This is a genomic window from Kitasatospora sp. NPDC094016 (assembly GCF_040304045.1).
Lineage (GTDB): Bacteria > Actinomycetota > Actinomycetes > Streptomycetales > Streptomycetaceae > Kitasatospora.
In genome coordinates this window covers 45,533-64,304 of the sequence record NZ_JBEOUK010000033.1, presented here as the reverse complement: position 1 = coordinate 64,304, position 18,772 = coordinate 45,533, and the positions used below count along the sequence as shown (strand labels likewise).

At 73.9% G+C, this 18,772-nt stretch carries 16 protein-coding genes; 11 read left to right on the top strand and 5 right to left on the bottom strand.

Translation table 11 applies throughout. The annotated features are described in order from the left end of the window. The first annotated feature begins 112 nt into the window (after positions 1-112). The 6 genes from ABT015_RS26540 to ABT015_RS26515 all read left to right on the top strand — a co-directional run bounded on the left by ABT015_RS26540 (position 113) and on the right by ABT015_RS26515 (position 6,465). Positions 113-538 carry a hypothetical protein gene (locus tag ABT015_RS26540; protein WP_350883251.1) on the top strand — a complete coding sequence of 142 codons (426 nt, stop codon included), beginning with the start codon at positions 113-115 and terminating at the stop codon, positions 536-538. Further along, entirely contained in the window at positions 535-1,326 is a 792-nt protein-coding gene (gene grpE / locus ABT015_RS26535; protein WP_350883249.1) for a nucleotide exchange factor GrpE, read from the top strand. The genes ABT015_RS26540 and grpE overlap by 4 nt, the downstream gene beginning before the upstream one ends. Positions 1,327-1,371: 45 nt before the next feature. Further along, positions 1,372-3,939: an Hsp70 family protein gene (locus ABT015_RS26530; protein WP_350883247.1), complete on the top strand. Its 2,568-nt coding sequence runs from the start codon at positions 1,372-1,374 to the stop codon at positions 3,937-3,939. Beyond that, complete coding sequence (locus ABT015_RS26525; RefSeq protein ID WP_350883245.1) at positions 3,936-4,361, top strand: hypothetical protein; 426 nt, start codon at positions 3,936-3,938, stop codon at positions 4,359-4,361. Before ABT015_RS26530 ends, ABT015_RS26525 begins: the two co-directional genes overlap by 4 nt. A gap of 92 nt (positions 4,362-4,453) precedes the next feature. Beyond that, entirely contained in the window at positions 4,454-4,693 is a 240-nt protein-coding gene (locus ABT015_RS26520; protein WP_063346586.1) for a chaplin, read from the top strand. Between the two features lie 140 nt (positions 4,694-4,833). Further along, complete coding sequence (locus tag ABT015_RS26515; RefSeq protein ID WP_350883243.1) at positions 4,834-6,465, top strand: AMP-binding protein; 1,632 nt, start codon at positions 4,834-4,836, stop codon at positions 6,463-6,465. A gap of 130 nt (positions 6,466-6,595) precedes the next feature. Here ABT015_RS26515 and ABT015_RS26510 read toward each other — a convergent pair whose 3' ends face one another. Next, a complete protein-coding gene (locus tag ABT015_RS26510) occupies positions 6,596-6,997 on the bottom strand; it encodes a YccF domain-containing protein (protein ID WP_350883241.1) in 402 nt (133 codons plus the stop codon). A gap of 221 nt (positions 6,998-7,218) precedes the next feature. Between ABT015_RS26510 and ABT015_RS26505 the strand changes: the two genes are divergently transcribed. The 3 genes from ABT015_RS26505 (at position 7,219) to ABT015_RS26495 (ending at position 11,575) form a co-directional block, all read left to right on the top strand. Beyond that, entirely contained in the window at positions 7,219-7,629 is a 411-nt protein-coding gene (locus ABT015_RS26505; RefSeq protein WP_350883239.1) for a DUF6153 family protein, read from the top strand. Between the two features lie 98 nt (positions 7,630-7,727). Next, the gene (locus tag ABT015_RS26500) at positions 7,728-9,323 is read left to right on the top strand and encodes a multicopper oxidase family protein (protein ID WP_350883237.1); all 1,596 of its coding nucleotides are present in this window, start codon (positions 7,728-7,730) and stop codon (positions 9,321-9,323) included. A 248-nt stretch (positions 9,324-9,571) separates the two neighbouring features. Further along, positions 9,572-11,575 (top strand): APC family permease, encoded by a 2,004-nt coding sequence (locus ABT015_RS26495; protein ID WP_350883235.1) that lies wholly within the window; start codon positions 9,572-9,574, stop codon positions 11,573-11,575. A 75-nt stretch (positions 11,576-11,650) separates the two neighbouring features. On the opposite strand, the gene ABT015_RS26490 is transcribed toward ABT015_RS26495, so the two are convergent. Then, positions 11,651-12,310 (bottom strand): transglycosylase family protein, encoded by a 660-nt coding sequence (locus ABT015_RS26490; protein ID WP_350883233.1) that lies wholly within the window; start codon positions 12,308-12,310, stop codon positions 11,651-11,653. A 243-nt stretch (positions 12,311-12,553) separates the two neighbouring features. Between ABT015_RS26490 and ABT015_RS26485 the strand changes: the two genes are divergently transcribed. Next, complete coding sequence (locus ABT015_RS26485; protein WP_350883231.1) at positions 12,554-13,405, top strand: S-methyl-5'-thioadenosine phosphorylase; 852 nt, start codon at positions 12,554-12,556, stop codon at positions 13,403-13,405. On the opposite strand, the gene ABT015_RS26480 is transcribed toward ABT015_RS26485, so the two are convergent. Beyond that, positions 13,380-13,802, bottom strand: a complete 423-nt coding sequence (locus ABT015_RS26480; RefSeq protein ID WP_350883229.1) for a hypothetical protein — start codon at positions 13,800-13,802, stop codon at positions 13,380-13,382. The genes ABT015_RS26485 and ABT015_RS26480 overlap by 26 nt on opposite strands. After that, on the bottom strand, positions 13,802-14,905 hold the full coding sequence (locus ABT015_RS26475) for a molybdopterin-dependent oxidoreductase (RefSeq protein ID WP_350883227.1): 1,104 nt from the start codon (positions 14,903-14,905) through the stop codon (positions 13,802-13,804). Before ABT015_RS26475 ends, ABT015_RS26480 begins: the two co-directional genes overlap by 1 nt. Positions 14,906-15,018: 113 nt before the next feature. On the opposite strand from ABT015_RS26475, the gene ABT015_RS26470 reads away from it, so the two are divergent. Continuing rightward, positions 15,019-16,434 (top strand): glycosyltransferase 87 family protein, encoded by a 1,416-nt coding sequence (locus tag ABT015_RS26470; protein WP_350883225.1) that lies wholly within the window; start codon positions 15,019-15,021, stop codon positions 16,432-16,434. On the opposite strand, the gene ABT015_RS26465 is transcribed toward ABT015_RS26470, so the two are convergent. After that, the gene (locus ABT015_RS26465; protein ID WP_350883222.1) at positions 16,355-18,769 is read right to left on the bottom strand and encodes a HelD family protein; all 2,415 of its coding nucleotides are present in this window, start codon (positions 18,767-18,769) and stop codon (positions 16,355-16,357) included. The two genes, ABT015_RS26470 and ABT015_RS26465, sit on opposite strands and share 80 nt — an antisense overlap. Positions 18,770-18,772: the final 3 nt, after the last annotated feature.

Sequence of the window (18,772 nt, the reverse complement as noted above, 5' to 3'; positions counted from 1 at the left end):
GCCGCCGTCGTCGTAGCCCATGCGTCCGTCCCTGATCCGCGGCCGCAGCCAAACCCCGAGCCACAACCAACTCCTGAGCAATCGTCAGCCGTGAGGAGAGAAGCCGCCCGCCATGCCACTGCACGAACCGTCGCCGTACGAGGTCCTGGGCGTTGCGCTCACGGCCGGCGTGCGCGAGATCAACCTCGCCGTCGGCCCGGCGATGAAGGCCGGCCGCTACAGCCGCCAGCAGATCCAGGACGCCGCCGCCCTGCTGCGCAACCCCGACCGGCGGCTGGAGCTGGACCTCCAGCGCCCCCTGCCGCCGGAGCCGGTCGACCAGGCCGCCGAACTGCTGGCGCCCGCCCTCGCCGAACCGCTGCTGGTCGTCGAACGCCCGCCGCTGCCGCCCGCCGCCGCCCTCCTGGTGCTGCACCGGGCCGAGGCGGCGGCCGACTTCGCCGAACCCGCCCCCGGCGGCGCCGACCCCGAACCGCCCGTCCCCGCCCGCTACGCGGCCGACCTGTCCGTGCTGCCGCAGATCGAGGTACCCGAATGACCGACACGCCGACCGCTCCCGCGCCCGACGGCCACCGGCCGCTGGACGTCCCGCAGCGCGCCCTGGAGGTCGACCTCGACCAGGCGTTCAGCCAACTGCTGTACCGGGCCTCCCTCCTGCAGCGCCTGCGGGCCGAGGAGGCGCAGACCGCCCGGGCCACCCAGCGGGACCTGCTGGGCATCCTGGTCGAGGTGGACGACGCCCTCGCCGCGCTCGGCCTGGACCGGGAACTGGTGCTGCTCGGGCGCGGCACCGGGATCGAGGCCACCCGCCGGCGGCTGCTCGGCCGCCTCGCCAAGGCCGGGGTGCGCCCGATGCGGTTGGAGGGGCTGGCGGCGGACCCTGCGCTGACCGAGATCGTCGGCACCGAGCCGCGCCCCGGGGTGGCACCGGAGACGGTCGTCCGGACGGTGGTCACCGGGTTCTTCTGGGAGGAGGAGGTGCTGCGCCGCGCCCAGGTCGTCGTGGCCACGGTGCCCGAGCCCGCCCCGGTGCCCGAGCCTGCCCCGATGCCCGCCCCGGCGGGGGAGCCGGTCCTCGCGGAGGACGTCGAGCGGGCCCTGAAGCCCGCACCGGAGCAGGCCGCGGCGCCGGGTCGTGAGACAGCGGCCGCCGGGCCCGAGGACACCGGGCCCACGGACACCGGGCCCACGGAAGCCGAAGGCGAGGACGGCGGCCCCGAAGCAGCCGCCGCGCCGGTGAACCCCGCCACCCGCGCCACGGCGGCCCCGCCCCGGGCCCGCCGGAAGGGAACGGCCGCGGGCAGCCGGCGCAAGCGGAAGAAGTAGCCAGGACCACGAGGGGCAAGACACGAGGGGCAAGAGGGGAACGACATGTACCGCACACTCGGCATCGACCTGGGCACCACCAACTCGGTGGTGGCCCACCTGCGCCGGGGCGAGCCGCAGATCATCTTCAACCGGCAGAACCAGGAGGCCACGCCCTCCGTGGTCGGCAGCGGCCGCAAGGGCGAACTGCTGGTCGGCTCCACGGCGCGCAGCCGGGTCGCCATCGACGGCGCCAACGTGATCCGCTCGGTGAAGCGCTTCATGGGCCGCAAGTTCAAGGACCCGCAGGTCCAGGCCGCCCTCAAGGAGGTCGACTACAAGGTCACGGCCGGCACCGACGGCGACGTCAACGTCTGGTTCAACGGCCGCTCCTACACCCCGATCGAGATCTCCGCGATCATCCTGCACCGCCTCAAGGAGGACGCCGAGCAGCGCTTCGGCGAGCCCTTCCACCGGGCCGTCATCACCGTCCCCGCGTACTTCGGAGAACGGCAGGTCGCCGCCACCCAGGAGGCGGGCCGGATGGCCGGCCTGCACGTGCTGCGGATCATCAACGAGCCGACCGCCGCCGCGCTCGCCTACGGGATCACCTCCGAGGCCGGCGACGAGGGCCGGACCGTCCTGGTCTACGACCTCGGCGGCGGCACCTTCGACATCTCCATCCTGCTGCTGGTGCCCGGCTCGGTCTCGGTGCTCGGCATCGAGGGCGACAACCTGCTCGGCGGCGACGACTTCGACCGGGCCATCACCACCGCGCTGCTGGAGGACATCCGCGAGGAGTACGGCGCGGACTACCAGCCGGACCTGCGGGACCGCCCCAAGATCGCCTCCACGGCCGAGACCATCAAGATCGAGCTCTCCCACCAGGAGGCCTCCGAGGTGATCCTGCCCGGCCTCGGCGCCGGCCAGCTGGTGCTGGAGACGGAGTTCGAACGGGCCCGCTTCGAGGAGCTGATCGAGGCCCGGATCGAACGCACCATCGAGCTGACCCACAAGGCCATCATGCAGGCCAACCTCACCGTCGGGGACATCGACGAGGTGGTGCTGGTCGGCGGCTCCACCGCGATCCCGCTGGTGGCCCGGCGGCTCGGCGAGGTCTTCGGGCCGCGCCGGATCCGGCGCGGCGTCAACCCGATGCAGTGCGTGGCGCTCGGCGCGGCCGTGCAGTCCGCGCTGGTCGGCGAGGTGGAGTGCCCCGAGTGCCGGGCCCCCGGCGACCTCTCCGCCTCCAACTGCGCCAACTGCGCCACCACGCTGCTCGGCGGGCCCCGGGTCTCCTGCACCGGCTGCCACCTCCCGGTCGACGCCGAGGCCACCGCCTGCCCCAAGTGCGGTCAGGATCTCGGCGGTTCGGCCGCCGGCGCGGCCATCCCGGCGCAGTCCCAGGCGGCCACCGCCGTACGCGGCGACAACTGCCCGCGCTGCGGCACCCCCGCCGCCCCCGGCGTCACCGCCTGCGAACTGTGCGGCGAGGCACTCGACTCCGCCGTACCCGGGCAGACCAAGGCCGCCTCGACCGCCGCCGAGGACGTCGGCCTGCGCTGCGCCGCCTGCGGCGTGGTCAACCCGCCCGGCAGCGAGACCTGCCAGGGCTGCGGCGAGCTGATGCAGGTCACCAACCCGTTCGACATCACCCCGAAGAACCTCGGCATCGAGCTCAACGACGGCCGGCTGGCCGTCATCATCCCCAAGAACACCAGCTACCCGACCAGTTCGCCGGTCAGCCGCGAGTTCGTGGTCTCCGGCAGCGGCCGCCAGCGGCTGGAGATCGCGGTCTACGAGGGCGAGCACGAGATCGCCCAGCAGAACGAGCTGATCGGCCACCTGACCCTGCGGCTGCCCGCCGGGCTCGGCGGCCGCACCCCGGTGGAGGTGTCCTTCGGCCTCGACCGGGACCGTACCATCACCCTGTCGGTACGGATCCAGGGCGGCGACGAGAAGACCGTCAAGCTGGAGCGCGTCACCCTCGACCCCGAGCTCAAGGTCCAGGTCGAGGAACAGCAGCGGCAGATCGAGACCTTCACCGACCGCTGGGGCGGCGAGCTCACCGAGGCCGAGATGCGCGAGGCGCAGCGCCTCATGGACAGCCTGGACGACCTGGCCGCCGGCCAGACCCGCGGCCAGTCGGTGGACGAGGCGCTGGAGCGGGCCCAGCGCCAGCTCAAGGCCCAGCGCTGGGTGCGCGGCTCGGAGGCGTACCTCAGCCTGTTCATCCACTACTGCGAGAAGCACCTCGACCCGAGCGACCTCGACCGGCTGCGGTCGGTGGCCGCCGACCTGCGGCTGCGCCGCGAGGCGGCCGACTGGGAGGGCGCCATGCGCGCCGCCCAGCGGGCCGACGAGCTGTGCGACTCGCTCGGGCACACCTTCCGGATGCTCACCATGTGCAACGTCTACGTCAACCAGAACATGGTCTCGCCGGCGCTGGCCCAGCGGATCATGGCCGAGCTGCGCGGGCTGGACGAGGCGGTGGAGTCGGCCAACATGGAGGCCGCCAACCAGCACAGCTCGGCGCTGCTGGCGCTGTACGCGCAGGCGCAGCGGGAGCTGGGCAGCGAGCCGCTCGCGGAGTCGCTCGGCCCGGTCCGCCCGGAGGAGGCCGGTCCGCGATGAGCTCCCACGTGACTCCGTCCGACCTGACTCCGTCCGAGGTACCACCGTCCGGGGTGTACCCGTCCGAGCTGTCCCCGGCCGGCGTGCACCCGATCGGCGGGAGGGCCGCCGAGGTTGCGCCGATCGAGGTGCTCTGCCCGCAGTGCGCCGTCCCGGCGGACCCGCAGGGCCTGCGCTGCCCGTCCTGCCGGGAGGATCTCGGCGTGCTGTTCCGGCTGCGTTACGCCGCCCGGATCGACTACAACCGGGCGCTGGCGGCGCTGGCGGCCGGTGACGGGGCGTTCGCGCTCGGACTGCTGCACCGCGCGGTGGCGGCCGAACCGGGGCTCGAACCGGCCCGGGACCTGCTGGAACGGGTGAGCGCGTCCGGGTCCGCGGGGCCGGAGCCGGGGGAGCGGGAGGGCGACACGCCCTCTGAGTGACCAATTCGGCCGTTCCCGGCCTGCCATCGAGTTCGATCGGTGCGAGTGTGTTCGTCACATGGATGTTCGCTGCCCTCACAAGGAGTGACGCAATGCGTATTCGTACCACCCTCGCCGCCACCGCCCTCGCCGCCGTGGCCGTTCTGGCCGGTGCCGGCACCGCCGCCGCGGGCGACGCGACCGCGAACGGTGTCGCGTTCGGTTCCCCCGGCGTGCTCTCCGGCAACCAGATCCAGATCCCGATCAACCTCGAGGCCAACGTCTGCGGCAACTCGATCGGCATCATCAGCATCCTCAACCCGGCCTTCGGCAACACCTGCATCAACGGCTGACCCGACTGCTGGGGCCGTCCGCCGAACCCCGGCGGGCGGCCCCAGCATCGTGTCCGCACCCCCGTTCGGGGGTGGCGGCGCGGGGCGCGCGGTGGAGACCATGGGGGCCGACCCGCACGCGCCCACCCAGGAGCCAGAACGTGCCGACCACGCCGACCCCGCGCAGCTACGCCTCCGGCACCTCGGACGTGCCGCTGCTCGGCGACACCATCGGGGAGAACCTTGACCGCGCCGTGCGCGCCTTCCCCGAACGGGACGCCCTGATCGACCGGGCCACCGCCCGCCGCTGGACGTACGCCGAACTCGCCGCCGACGTCGACGCGTTGGCACTCGGTCTGCTCGACCTCGGCATCGCCAAGGGCGACCGGGTCGGCATCTGGGCGCCCAACTGCGCCGAGTGGACGCTCACCCAGTACGCCACCGCCAAGCTCGGCGCGATCCTGGTCACCATCAACCCCGCGTACCGCTCGCACGAATTGGCGTACGTGCTCGATCAGGCCGGGATCCGCCTGCTGGTCGCGGCCGAGCGCTTCAAGACCTCCGACTACGCCGGAATGATCGAGGAAGTGCGGCCCCGGTGCCCCGATTTGGAGCGCAGAGTGCTGATCGGCGGCCCCGACTGGGACGCCCTGCTCGCCGCCGGGCGCCGCGCCGACCCAGGCCTTCTCGCGCAGCGGCAGCGGGAGTTGGCGCCGGACGACCCGATCAACATCCAGTACACCTCCGGGACCACCGGCTCCCCCAAGGGCGCGACCCTGTCGCACCACAACATCCTCAACAACGGCTACTTCGTCGGTGAACTGCTCAACTACACCGAGCAGGACCGGATCTGCGTCCCGGTGCCGTTCTACCACTGCTTCGGCATGGTGATGGCGAACCTGGCGGCGATCTCCCACGGCGCCTGCACGGTGATCCCCGCGCCCTCCTTCGACCCGGGCGCCACCCTGGCCGCCGTCGCCGCCGAGCGCTGCACCTCGCTGTACGGGGTGCCCACCATGTTCATCGCCGAACTCGCCGACCCGGACTTCGCGCGCCACGACCTCACCAGCCTGCGCACCGGCATCATGGCGGGCTCCCCCTGCCCGGCCGAGGTGATGAAGGACGTCATCGGCCGGATGGGCATGGCCGAGGTCGCCATCTGCTACGGCATGACCGAGACCTCGCCCGTCTCCGTCCAGACCCGTGCCGACGACACGGTCGACCGCCGGGTCTCCACCGTCGGCCGGGTCGGCCCGCACCTGGAGGTCAAGGTCGTCGACCCGGTCACCGGCCGGACCGTCCCGCGCGGCGAGCCCGGTGAACTCTGCACCCGCGGCTACTCCGTCATGCTCGGCTACTGGGGCGAGCCCGAGCGCACCGCCGAGGCCGTCGACGCCGCCCGCTGGATGCACACCGGCGATCTCGCCGTCATGGACCGGGACGGCTACCTCGCCATCACCGGCCGGATCAAGGACATGGTCATCCGCGGGGGCGAGAACCTGTACCCGCGCGAGATCGAGGAGTTCCTGTACACCCACCCCGACGTCCTCGACGTCCAGGTCGTCGGCGTGCCCGACGCCCGGTACGGCGAGGAGCTGATGGCGTGGGTCCGCATGCGCGCGGGCGCCGAGCCGCTCACCGCCGACACCGTCCGCACCTTCTGCGCCGGCCGGCTCGCCCACGTCAAGATCCCGCGGTACGTGCACGTGGTCGAGGAGTTCCCGATGACCGTCACCGGCAAGGTCCGCAAGGTCGAGATGCGCGCCGAGGCCGTGCGCCTGCTCGGCCTCTGAACCGCCCCGCAACCGGTCGCCGGACCGCCGCCGCCCGGTCCGAGCCCGCCCGCACACGCCGAACGGCCCCGGGCCGGCGGTTCCTCCGCCGGCCCGGGGCCGTTCTCTCCTGCGGCTGCCTCTCCTGCGGTTACCGGGCGCCCCAGGCCTGGTCGGTGGGGACGACCTCGCGGCCGAGCGGCATGAGGGAGATCGGGATCATCTTGAGGTTCGCCCAGCCGAACGGGATGCCGATGATCGACAGGAACAGCGGGATGCTGGTCACCAGGTGCGCGATCGCCAGCCACCAGCCCGCGAAGATCAGCCAGATGACGTTTCCGACGCAGGACGCCGCCCCGGCACCCGGCTTCTCCACGGTCGTGCGTCCGAACGGCCACAGTATGAACCCGGCGATCCGGAACGACGCGATGCCGAACGGGATGGTCACGATCAGTACGCAGCAGATGATTCCGGCGACGGTATAGGCGATAGCCATCCAGATACCGCAGAAGATCAGCCAAATGACATTGAGGACGAACTCGATCACCTTCATGGCCGACACCTTCTCACGGCTGCTGCTCGGGGTTCCACGATCCAGCCATGCCCGTCGCCGGGCGCGTCTACGCCCTTAGGGGACGTTCCTCAGGGTTTGTTCCGGGGTCGGCGCGGGTGGAGGCGGAAGGGGGCCGGGTGACCTGCCCCGGGGCGGTTGGGGGGTGTGGCTCGGGATACCCTGTGGGGGTAACTGGTGGCGGGTCGGTCGGGAGGTGGACGATGGCGGAGCCGCGTCCGGCCGTCCCCCGGGCCCTGCGCCTGCTGCTGCTCGCGGCGCTCCTGCTCGGCATCGTGACGATGCACACGCTCGGCCATCCGGCCACCGGCGGGCACGGGGTGGAGCACGGGACGGACCACGGGTCGGCACGGCACGCCGTGAGCGCCGGTCACCCGGCGGGCGCCGGGGAGACGGCGCACACCGCCGCGGCCGACGGCATGGATCCGATGACGGTGTGTCTGGCCGTGCTCGCCGGATGGACGTTGCTGCTCCTTGTCGCAGGCCCCCTGCTGCGGCACAGCGGTGACGCCGCCGCCGAGGTGAGGGCCCGGCTGCTGCGGGCCGTTCGCGCGTTGCCGCCGCCCGGGGGCGGCCGGATCCTCCTCGCCCGGTTGTCGGTGCTGCGTCAGTAGGCGTACGCCGGCCGCCCCGTGGCCGCGCTCCGGCGCGGGCGGGACGGCCGTCGCGACGTCCTGCTCACCCACACCCACCGCACGAGGTGCACTCCGTCATGCGCACACCCACCCGTCGTACCGTGCTCGGCGCGGCGCTCGCCGCCGCCGGCACCGGTCTGCTCGCCGCCTGTTCCGCCGATCCGATGAAGGGCATGGACCACGGGGGCGCCGCCCCCACCACCCCGGGCGGCTTCGTCGCGCCGGGCGGCCCCGAGGTCGCCGCCGCCGAGGCGCGGCGCGGGCCCGGGCCGGAGCGCAAGGTCGCGCTCACCGCCACCGAGACGACGCTCGACCTGGGCGGCCGTACCGTCCGCAGCTGGGCGTACGGTGACCGCCTGCCCGGCCAGGAGGTGCGCGCCACGGTCGGCGAGACGCTCGCCGTCAGTCTCGCCAACCACCTGCCGCAGCCCACCTCGTTGCACTGGCACGGCCTCGCGCTGCGCAACGACATGGACGGCGTGCCCGGGCTCACCCAGGACGCGGTGCGGGCGGGCGCCGGCTTCGAGTACCGCTTCGCGCTCGCCCACCCGGGGACGTACTGGTTCCACCCGCACTCCGGCGTCCAGCAGGACCGCGGCCTGTACGCGCCGCTGATCATCGAGGACCCGAGGGAGCCGCTGCGCTACGACAAGGAGTGGGTCGTCGTCCTGGACGACTGGGTGGACGGGGTCGACGGCAGCACCCCGGACGCCGTGCTCGCCGAACTCGCCCGGGGCATGGGCGGGATGGACCACGCGGGGATGGACCACCCGGCGACGGGCGGCCACGACATGGCAGCCATGGGCGGCACCCCGAGTGCCGCACCGGACCCCGCCGCCACCGGCCCGTCCCGGATGCTGATGGGTGCCCGCAGCGCGCTGCTCGGCGGCGACGCGGGCGACGTCGGCTACCCGTTCCACCTGGCCAACGGCCGGCTCGCCACCGCGCCCGAGACCTTCACCGCCAAGCCCGGCGACCGGGTCCGGATCCGGCTGATCAACGCGGGCGGCGACACCGCCTACCGGGTCGCGCTGGGCGGCCACGAGCTGACCGTCACCCACACCGACGGCTTCCCGGTCGAGCAGGCCACCACCCAGGCGCTGCTGCTCGGCATGGGCGAGCGCTACGACGTGCTGGTGACCGTCCAGGACGGCGTGTTCCCGCTGACCGCGCTCGCCGAGGGCAAGAACGCCTCCGCACTCGCCCTGCTGCGCAGCGGCGGCGGCGCCGCGCCGGACGCCTCGGTGCGCCCGGCGGAGCTGGACGGCAGGCTGCTCGGCGCGGCCCGGCTCAAGGCCGACCCGAGCGTGCGACTGCCCGCCAGGGCGCCGGACCGGACGGTGCGGCTGGAGCTCACCGGCGGCATGGCGAAGGCCGACTGGGCGTTCAACGGCCGCCGGTACGACCCGGCGCAGCGCCACCCGGTGGCGGCGGGGGAGCGGGTGCGGCTGGAGTTCCGCAACACCACGAGCATGTGGCACCCCGTCCACCTGCACGGCCACACCTTCGCGCTGCCCGGTGACGGGCCCCGCAAGGACACCGCGGTCGTGCTGCCGGGCGCGACGCTCGCCGTCGACTTCGACGCCGACAACCCGGGCCTGTGGATGGTGCACTGCCACAACGTCTACCACGCGGAGACGGGCATGATGACCGTCCTCGGTTACCGGGCCTGACCTTCGCGGCACGCGGCGTCGGGGCGGGGGAACGGCCCTGCCCCGGCGCCGTCCTGCCGTCGCTCGGAGCCCCGTCGCGGGCGCACTGTCACCGGCCGCACCACCGGCCGCACCACCCGCCGCGACCTGCGGAGCAATGACGTTTTCTTAACGCGGGGCGATGACGCGTCCTTAACGCCGGTCGCATAGCCTGTCGCACTGCCGTCGCCCGACGGCGCTTTTACGGGGTCTTTAACAAGAGGTGCAAGGTGGTTTCGTCGGGTTCGACGGAGGCGGCGACGGCGGAGCCGTCGTCGGCGCGAATACGGTTGCGGGGCTGGCTGCTGGAGGGCGTGTCGGCGGACGGGCCGGCCACGGGGGAGGCCGGTCAGGACGGTTCGCAGGGCGGCGCGCAGGCGGGGGACTCCGGCGCGCACAAGGGCCAGCGCTGGTGGCGGGTGATGTGCCTGACCGGCCTGGACTACTTCTCCACGCTCGGCTACCAGCCGGGCATCGCCGCCCTGGCCGCGGGGGTGCTGTCGCCGATCGCGACGATCGTGCTGGTGGTCGTCACCCTGCTGGGCGCGCTGCCGGTCTACCGGCGGGTCGCGCAGGAGAGCCCGCGGGGTGAGGGCTCGATCGCGATGCTGGAGCGGCTGCTGTCGTTCTGGAAGGGCAAGCTGTTCGTCCTGGCGCTGCTCGGTTTCGCGGCGACGGACTTCCTCATCACGATCACCCTGTCGGCCGCCGACGCGAGCGCGCACCTGGTGGAGAACCCGCACCTGACCGGCGTCCTCGGCGGCAAGCAGGTGCTGATCACGCTGATCCTGGTCGCGCTGCTCGGCGCGGTGTTCCTGAAGGGCTTCAGCGAGGCGATCGGCCTGGCGGTGGCCCTGGTCGGGGTCTACCTGGCGCTGAACGTGGTCGTGGTGGCCGTCGGCATCTGGAAGATCATCGAGGCGCCGCACGTGGTCACGGACTGGACCACTGCGCTGACCGCCCAGCACGGCAACCCGGTGATCATGGTGGGTGTGGCGCTGGTGGTCTTCCCGAAGCTGGCGCTCGGCCTGTCCGGCTTCGAGACCGGCGTCGCCGTGATGCCGCACATCGAGGGGGACCCGGACGACACCGAGGAGAAGCCCACCGGCCGGATCCGCGGCACCCGCAAGCTGCTCACCACGGCCGCCGTGATCATGAGCTGCTTCCTGATCACCACCAGCTTCATCACCACCCTGCTGATCCCGGCCGACCAGTTCAAGCCCGGCGGCGACGCGAACGGCCGCGCCCTCGCCTACCTGGCCCACGAGTACCTGGGCGGCACCTTCGGCAGCGTCTACGACCTGTCCACCATCGCCATCCTCTGGTTCGCCGGCGCCTCCGCCATGGCGGGCATGCTCAACCTGCTGCCGCGCTACCTGCCCCGCTACGGCATGGCCCCGCACTGGGCCCGCGCGGTGCGGCCGATGGTGATCGTGCTGACCCTGATCGGCTTCCTGGTCACCTGGCTGTTCGACGCCAACGTGGACGCCCAGGGCGGCGCGTACGCGACCGGCGTGCTGGTGCTGATCAGTTCGGCGGCCATCGCCGTCACCATCGCCGCGCACAAGGCGAAGCAGCGGGGCTGGACCACCGCCTTCGCGATCATCGCGGCGATCTTCCTGTACACCACCGTGCTGAACTGCATGGAGCGGCCGGACGGTCTGAAGATCGGCGCCTGCTTCATCGCCGGCATCATCCTGGTGTCGCTGCTCTCCCGGCTGCGCCGCGCCTTCGAGCTGCGCGTCACCGATGTGGTGCTGGACGACGTGGCGGAACGTTTCGTCAGGGACTACGCGCACCGCCCGCTGCGGCTGATCGCCAACGAGCCGACCCACCGCGACGTCGCCGAGTACCGCGACAAGATCCGCCAGATCCGCGCCGACAACGACATCCCCGGTGAGGACGACCTGGTCTTCGTCGAGGTGACCGTCCGGGACGCCTCCGACTTCGAGACCGTGCTGACCGTGCGCGGCGAGGTGCTGCACGGCCGCTACCGGGTGCTGACGCTGGAGAGCTCCAGCATCCCGAACGCGATCGCCGCGTTGGCCCTCACCATCCGGGACCGCACCGGGCAGCAGCCGCACCTCTACTTCGAGTGGACCGAGGGCAACCCCTTCGCCCAGTTCCTGCGGTTCTTCCTGTTCGGCCAGGGCGAGGTGGCCCCGGTCACCCGCGAGGTGCTGCGCGAGGCCGAGCCCGACCGCAGCCGCCGCCCGCGCGTCCACGTCGGCTGACGCTCCGCCGCACCACGTCGTCGGCCCGCCCGGTCGCACAGGACCGGGCGGGCCGACGGTTTTCCGGGGGCCGGGTCAGGACGGCAGGCGCAGCACCGTGCCCGGCAGGATCAAGTCCGGGTCGTCGCCGATGGCGGCGCGGTTGAGCGCGTAGAGGGCGGGCCAGCCGCCGGGCACGCGCAGGGTCTCGGCGACGTCGCCCAGGGTGTCGCCCTCGCGGACCGTCCACCCGCCGTCGCCGGCCTCGACGCCGGCCCGGTCGCTGCTGCTGTCAGCGGAGGGCGCGGGCGAGGGTGAGGGCGCGGGCGCGGGTGGCGGCGGAGGCAGCGCGGCGCCGCGCTCGCGCTCGTGGCCCCGGGTGGCGCGGGCGCCGCAGGCGGGCCAGGGGGAGAGGCCGCGCCGCCCGGCGAGGTGCTGGGCCACCGCGATCTGTTCCTCGCGGCTGGCGAGGTCGGGGCGCGGGGCGTAGGCGAGGCCGCCGTTCTCGCGCCAGGTGGGGGTGTCGAACTGGAGGCCGCCGAAGTAGCCGTTGCCGGTGTTGACGTGCCAGTTGCCGCCGCTCTCGCAGGCGGCCACGCCCTCCCAGTCGTACCTCCCGCCGTCGTACCCCCCGCCGGGGTCGGTGCCCGGGCCGCGGCCCGGGGGAGCGGCCTGGGCCGCGGGAGCGGTGAGGGCCACGGCGAGCGCGCACAGGGCGGCGGGGACGAGGCGGCGAAGACGAACGGTGGGAGGCATCGGCGGCTCTCAGCTTCGGGAACAGGGCGCGCACCGCCCGGAGGCGGCGCACACCAACCGATGCACGCCGGGTGGGGCGCGCCGCCGCCGACACGTCCGGCAAGTCACCCGCTCGGCCGCCCCGGACCACCCTGCCGGCCCGCGGCCATCCGGCCCCGCCCGGCGTCCCGGAACCGTAAGGACCGGTGCCGCCGCGCGGACCCTAGAGTGGCCGGGACGCCTCCCCGAGGAAGGGTACGAACGATGACGATCGATCAGGGAACCGGTGCTCCACACGCCGAACTGGGCGTGATCGGCGGCTCAGGGCTCTACGCGCTGCTCGACGACGTGACCGAACTGCACGTCGACACGCCGTACGGGCCGCCCAGCGACGCGCTGTTCCTGGGCGAGGTGGCCGGCCGCCGGGTCGCCTTCCTCCCCCGGCACGGGCGCGGCCACGGCCTGCCGCCGCACCGGATCGACTACCGGGCCAACCTGTGGGCGCTGCACTCCCTGGGCGTGCGCCAGGTGCTCGGACCGTGCGCCGTCGGCGGGCTGCGCCCGGAGTACGGGCCCGGCACGCTCCTGGTGCCCGACCAGTTCGTCGACCGCACCTCCGGCCGGGTGCAGACCTACTACGACGGCCTGCCGCTGCCCGGCGGGGCGCGGCCCGAGGTGGTGCACGTCTCGATGGCCGACCCGTACTGCCCGGACGGGCGGCGCGCCGCCCTGGACGCCGCCCGGGGCGCGGCCTGGGAGCCGGTGGACGGCGGCACCCTGGTGGTGATCGAGGGCCCGCGCTTCTCCACCCGCGCCGAGTCCCGCTGGTTCACCGCGAACGGCTGGTCGGTGGTCGGCATGACCGGCCACCCGGAGGCCGTCCTCGCCCGCGAACTCGGCCTCTGCTACACCTCGTTGGCGCTGGTCACCGACCTCGACGCGGGCGTGGAGAGCGGCGAGGGCGTCACCCACGCCGAGGTGCTGGAGGTCTTCGCCGGAAACGTCGACCGGCTGCGCACGGTGCTGTTCAAGGCGCTGGAGAGCCTGCCCGCCGCCCGGGACTGCGTCTGCTCGCACGCCCTGGACGGGCTCACGACGGGTCTGCCGGGCGTCTGACCCGCGGGCGCCGCCGCCACCACCGGACGAGTGCGAACAGCAGCACCGGCCCGGCGGTGGTGGCCAGCACCAGCAGCCAGTTGCGCAGGTACGGCAGCGGCAGGAGGGAGGAGTTGCCGTGGTTCTCGCCGTCCCGCAGCACCGCCGGCAGCCCGATCGCGCTCACCGCCGCCGCGACGACCAGCCAGCCGCGCAACGCCCAGTCGCGCGCCAGTCGCGCGCCCACCAGGCAGAGCAGCGGCACCCACAGCCCGTCGTGCAGCAGCACCCCGCCCACGGCCCAGACCAGCACGTCGAACGGGGCGGTGATGTAGGAGTCGGTGAGCAGGCCCGACAGGCCGAAGCCGATCAGGGCGAGCCCGCCGAGCAGCAGTACCGTACGCAGCCACCGGGGCATCAGATCACCTCCAGGCGCGCGACCCACTTGGTCTGCAGCACCCCCGGCCGGTTGGGCGCGATGATCCGCGCCGGGAAGCCGTGGTCCGCCGTCAGCACCTCGCCGTTGATCCGCAGGGCGAGCAGGGTGAGCGGGTCGACGGCGTACTCGGCGGGCATCCGCATCTCGCGGTACGGGCCGTCCGCCTCCAGCGAGGTGATCAGCAGGCCCGAGCCGGCCGGGGCGCCCGCCCGGACCAGCAGATCGGCCACCCGCACCCCGGTCCAGCGCGCCGAGAAGCTCCACCCCTCCACGCAGGCGATCGGCAACTCCACGTCGTACTGCGGGAGTCGGTTCAGCTCGGCGAGGGAGAGCCGGTACGGCTGCGGGCCGTCCACCCGGAGCCGCCAGTCGGCCGGCACGGTGACCGTCCCGGCCTGCGCGGCGGTCCGGTTGACCGGCAGCCCCTGCGGGCCCAGATCGGGGCGGCGCGGGGCCAGCAGGACCAGCCGGCGCAGGAAGGGGACGGTCTGCCCGGCTGTGGTGAGCGTGACCACGCCCACCGCGGCCGTCACGGCGGCCAGGAACGCCCGCCGCTGCGGCAGCCCGGCCGCCGGGCGGCGCCAGTGCCGCGCGATCAGCGGGCCCTTGGCCGCGAGGTGGACGAGCAGGCCGCCGGTGGCCAGCCAGGCCAGCCAGAAGTGCGTCTGGCGGAACGGGAACGGCCACGGATACCACTGCAGGGTGTCGAACAGCCCGGTGAACAGCTCCAGCAGCATCGCCGCGACCAGCACGAAGATCCCCAGCCGCTCCAGCGCGTGCGCCACGCCGCGCACCGGCGGCCACGCGAACAGCTGCGGGTAGACCGTCCACAGCTTCGCCCCCAGCAACGGGAAGGCCGCCAGGCCGCTGATCACGTGCAGCCCCTGGGTCACCCGGTAGCCGTTCACCGGGCGGCTCGACAGATACGGCGTCAGCCAGTCGGGCGGGTCCTGGAGGGCGTGGCTGATCAGCCCGGTCAGGAAGCACACCAGCAGCGCGGCGCCCAGCCAGCGGCCGAGCGCCACGGCGGTGCGCGGCTCGTGCAGCGCCGAGCGGAATCGCGGAAGGAGGTTCGGGGTCACCCGTCCATGGAACCGCCTGGCCCCGGTTTCGCCGCGGCGCGACGTGCTTACGGAATCCGAACGGCGCCACGCCGCTGCGGCCGCGCGCCGCCGCCCGGTGGCAGGGTGGGCGGGTGCCCAACCGCCCTCCGCGCATCCGCTCCCGGCTCACCCGCGTGCTGCCCTGCCTGCTCGCGCTGGCCGCCCTGACCGTCGCGCTCGCCCTCACCGTCACCGGCGGCGGCACGCTCGGCCACCGCGCACCGCTGTACGCCTGGTACGCCGTCGACGCCGCCCTGTACGCCCTCGCCCTGCTGGCGCTGCGCCAGGTGAGTGACCGTCAGATCGTGCCGCTGGTCCTGGCCGGGAGTATCGCCGTCGCCGCCGTCGGCCTGCTCGCCCCGCCGCGCACCAGCGACGACGCCTACCGCTACGTCTGGGACGGCCGCGTCCAGGCCGCCGGCACCTCCCCGTACGCGCACACCCCGGACGACCCGGCGCTCGCCCGGCTGCGCACCCCCGACCTGTGGCCGGCCGGCGGCGCCTGCGACGGCTGGGACGAGCGGCGCACCGCCGCCGGCGACTGCACCCGCGTCAACCGGCCCGCCGTGCACACCATCTACCCGCCGGTCGCGGAGGCCTGGTTCCTCGCCCTGCACCCCTTCGGGGGAGGAGTGCGCGGGATGCAGGCCGCCGGCGCCCTGCTCGCGGTGGCGACCACGGGGGCGCTGCTCGTGATCGGGCGGGGCGGCCGGCGGGCCGCACTGTGGGGGTGGTGCCCCGGCGTGGCGGTGTGGTCGGTCAACGACGCGCACGTGGACACCCTCGGTGCGCTGCTGCTGGTCGTGGGCCTCGGCTGCGCGGCCCGGCGGAAGGCGACGCGGGCCGGCGCGCTGCTCGGCGCGGCCGTGGCGGTCAAGCTGATCCCCGCACTGGCCCTGCCGGGCGCGCTGGCCCGTCGGCGCCCGCGCGAGAGCGCCCTGCTGCTGGGCGCCTCGCTCGGCGCGTTCGCCCTGGCCTACCTGCCCTACCTCGCCGCCTCCGGCACCGGCGTGCTCGGCTACCTGCCCGGCTACCTGAAGGAGGAGGGGTACGAGCAGGGGCACCTCGACCGCTTCGGCCTGCTCGCCCTCCTCCTGCCGGACGCCCTGCTGCCGTGGGCCGCCGGGGCGGTCCTGGCCGCCGTCGCCCTGTGGGTGCTCCGGCGCGGCGACCCCGCCCGCCCCTGGGACGGCGCCCTGTTCGTCACCGGCACGGCCCTGCTCCTCGCCGCGCCCGCCTACCCCTGGTACGGCCTACTGGTGGTGGCCCTGGTCGGCCTCACCGGCCGCTGGGAGTGGCTCGCCGTCCCGGCCGCCGGGCAGTACCTCTACCTGGCGGGCGGAGCCGCTGCCCAACAGGCCGCCTACGGCGCCGCGTTGGCGTGCGTCGCGGTCGGCGTCCTGGTGCGCGGGAGAACGGCCGCCGACCTCAGCGGGGCTCCAGCCCCTGGAGCATCTCCGGCAGGTCCCGGCTGTGCAGCACCCCGAGGGACTTCGTCGCCCGGGTGAGGGCGACGTAGAGGTCGTTCACGCCGTGGGCGTGCGCCGCGAGGATCTCGGCCGGCTCCACGACCAGGACGGCGTCGAACTCAAGGCCCTTGGACTGCGCGGCCGTCAGCAGGACGGCCGGCGAATCCAGCGACGCCGGGCCGTCGTTGACCGAGACGCCTGCCAACCCGGCGATCCTGTCGAGCAGTTCGGCCGGGGCGTCCGGGGCGTGGATGACCGCCAGCCGGCCGCCGTCCAGCGCCGCGAGCTCCCGCTCGACGGCGCCGCGCAGCGCCGCCGCCCGGCCGTCCGCGGGGATCCGCAGGCTCCACGGGCGGGTTCCGCCGCTGCGCACCGCGGTGGGGGCGGCGAGCGAGGGGTCGAGCGCCCGCAGGACGCCTTCGGTGACCTGCATGATCTCGGCCGGGGTGCGGTAGTTGATGGTGAGTTCCACCGTGCGCCAGCGCCCCGCCGTGTACGTGTCGAGGGCCTGGCCCCAGGAGCTCAGCCCGGCCGGCGCGCCGGTCTGCGCCAGGTCGCCGACGATCGTCATGGAACGGCCGGGGCAGCGGCGGGCCAGCATCCGCCAGGCCATCGGGGACAGCTCCTGGGCCTCGTCCACGATCACGTGCCCGTAGCCCCAGGTCCGGTCCTCGGCCGCGCGCTCGGCCAGCGGCCGGAGCGACTCCTCGCCGCGGTACTGGCGGGCCAGCATCTTCGCGTCCATCTCGACCAGCCCCACGCCGAAGTCGTCGAGGACGATCTTGGCGAACTCCAGCTCAGCCGCCTCGGCGGCGGCCTCGGCCCGGCGGGCGACGGCGGCGCCCGGCAGCGGGCCGAGCAGTTCGGCGACCTCGTCGAGCAGCGGTACGTCGTCGGTGGTCCAGATGGTCCGGGCGGTCGCGGTGGGCACGGCCTCCTCGGCCTCCTCGGCGGCGGACTCCCGTTCCGGGTCCGGCAGTTCGCGCAGGAGTGCGGTGCGTTCGGCCTCGGTGAAGTCCGGCATGGCGCTCGCCAGCAGCTCCGGGGAGCCGAACAGGCTCGTGAGCACCTGCTCCGGGTTCAGCAGCGGCCACAGCTTCTGGGCCACGGCCTGGAACTCGGGTTCGTGGACGAGCGCGTCGGCGAGGTCCGCCACGGCGTCCAGGTCCATGTCCTTCTCCTGGTCCCGGGCGATCCGCAGGGCCAGCTCGGAGGAGAGCCGCTCCACCAGATCGGCCCGGGCCGCGTTGTGCGGCCTGCCGCTCCGGTGCGCGGCGGCGTGGGCCCGCTCGCAGAGCGCCCGGTCGATCCGGAGCTGCTCGTTGTAGGGCGAGGTCCTGCCCACGGTGATGGTCCACGACTCCTCCGGCAGTTGCCGCAGGCCCTCCAGCGCGGCGGTGAGGACCTGTGCCATCCGGGCGTCGCCCTTGACGGCGGCCGCCTCGGGCGTCTCGGTGCCGGTCCCGGTCACCCCCGGGTAGAGCGTGCCGATGCTGCTCAGCACGACCTCGCTCTCGCCGAGCGCGGGAAGCACCTCGTCGATGTAGCGCAGGAACGTGGTGTTCGGCCCGATGACCAGCACACCGTGCTTGGCCAGCCGGTCGCGGTGGGTGTAGAGCAGGTACGCGGCGCGGTGCAGGGCGACGACGGTCTTGCCGGTGCCCGGGCCGCCCTGGACGACCAGGACGCCGCCGAGCGCGTCGCGGATGACGCGGTCCTGCTCGGCCTGGATGGTGGAGACGATGTCGCCCATCCGCCCCGTCCGGGCCGCTGTCAGCGAGGCGAGCAGAGCGCCCTCCCCGCTGAGCTCGGCGTTGCTGCGGCCCGCGTGGGCGCCCACGCCGAAGGCGTCGTCGTCGAAGTCGACGACGGTCCGGCCCTTGGTCCGCAGGTGCCGTCGCGCCACCACACCGCCCGGTGCGGCGGGCGTCGCCCGGTAGAACGGCTCCGCGGCCGCCGCCCGCCAGTCGGTGAGCAGCGGCTCGTGGTCGTCGTCCGACAGGGCGATCCGGCCGATGTACTGCCGCTCGCCGTCGGCGTCGTTGATCCGGCCGAAGCACAGCCCGTACTCGGCGGCGTGCAGCGCGGCCAGCCGGCGGGTGTGGTGGATCTCCATGGTGTCGCGCTCCAGGAGGGCCTGGATCGTCCCGCCCTTGTCCTGGAGGTGGACCTCGCGCAGCCGGGCGGCCGCGAGCGCGCGCTGGGCTTCGAGCCGCTCGTACAGCCTGCCGACGTACGCGTTCTCCGCCCGCAGTTCGCCGGACCGCCAGTCGTCGGCGGGTGAATTCGGTTCGGGCGAGGAGGACTCGGGCGAGCGGGATTCGGGCGAGGAGGATTCGGATGAGGAGGATGAGGAGGACGAGATGGGGGACAAACC

Coding starts and splice junctions, on each gene's coding strand:
- ABT015_RS26525 (WP_350883245.1), top strand. CDS start 3,936: ATGAGCTCCCACGTGACTCCGTCCGACCTGACTCCGTCCGAGGTACCA.
- ABT015_RS26485 (WP_350883231.1), top strand. CDS start 12,554: ATGACGATCGATCAGGGAACCGGTGCTCCACACGCCGAACTGGGCGTG.
- grpE (WP_350883249.1), top strand. CDS start 535: ATGACCGACACGCCGACCGCTCCCGCGCCCGACGGCCACCGGCCGCTG.
- ABT015_RS26500 (WP_350883237.1), top strand. CDS start 7,728: ATGCGCACACCCACCCGTCGTACCGTGCTCGGCGCGGCGCTCGCCGCC.
- ABT015_RS26540 (WP_350883251.1), top strand. CDS start 113: ATGCCACTGCACGAACCGTCGCCGTACGAGGTCCTGGGCGTTGCGCTC.
- ABT015_RS26530 (WP_350883247.1), top strand. CDS start 1,372: ATGTACCGCACACTCGGCATCGACCTGGGCACCACCAACTCGGTGGTG.
- ABT015_RS26520 (WP_063346586.1), top strand. CDS start 4,454: ATGCGTATTCGTACCACCCTCGCCGCCACCGCCCTCGCCGCCGTGGCC.
- ABT015_RS26480 (WP_350883229.1), bottom strand. CDS start 13,802: ATGCCCCGGTGGCTGCGTACGGTACTGCTGCTCGGCGGGCTCGCCCTG.
- ABT015_RS26510 (WP_350883241.1), bottom strand. CDS start 6,997: ATGAAGGTGATCGAGTTCGTCCTCAATGTCATTTGGCTGATCTTCTGC.
- ABT015_RS26490 (WP_350883233.1), bottom strand. CDS start 12,310: ATGCCTCCCACCGTTCGTCTTCGCCGCCTCGTCCCCGCCGCCCTGTGC.
- ABT015_RS26505 (WP_350883239.1), top strand. CDS start 7,219: ATGGCGGAGCCGCGTCCGGCCGTCCCCCGGGCCCTGCGCCTGCTGCTG.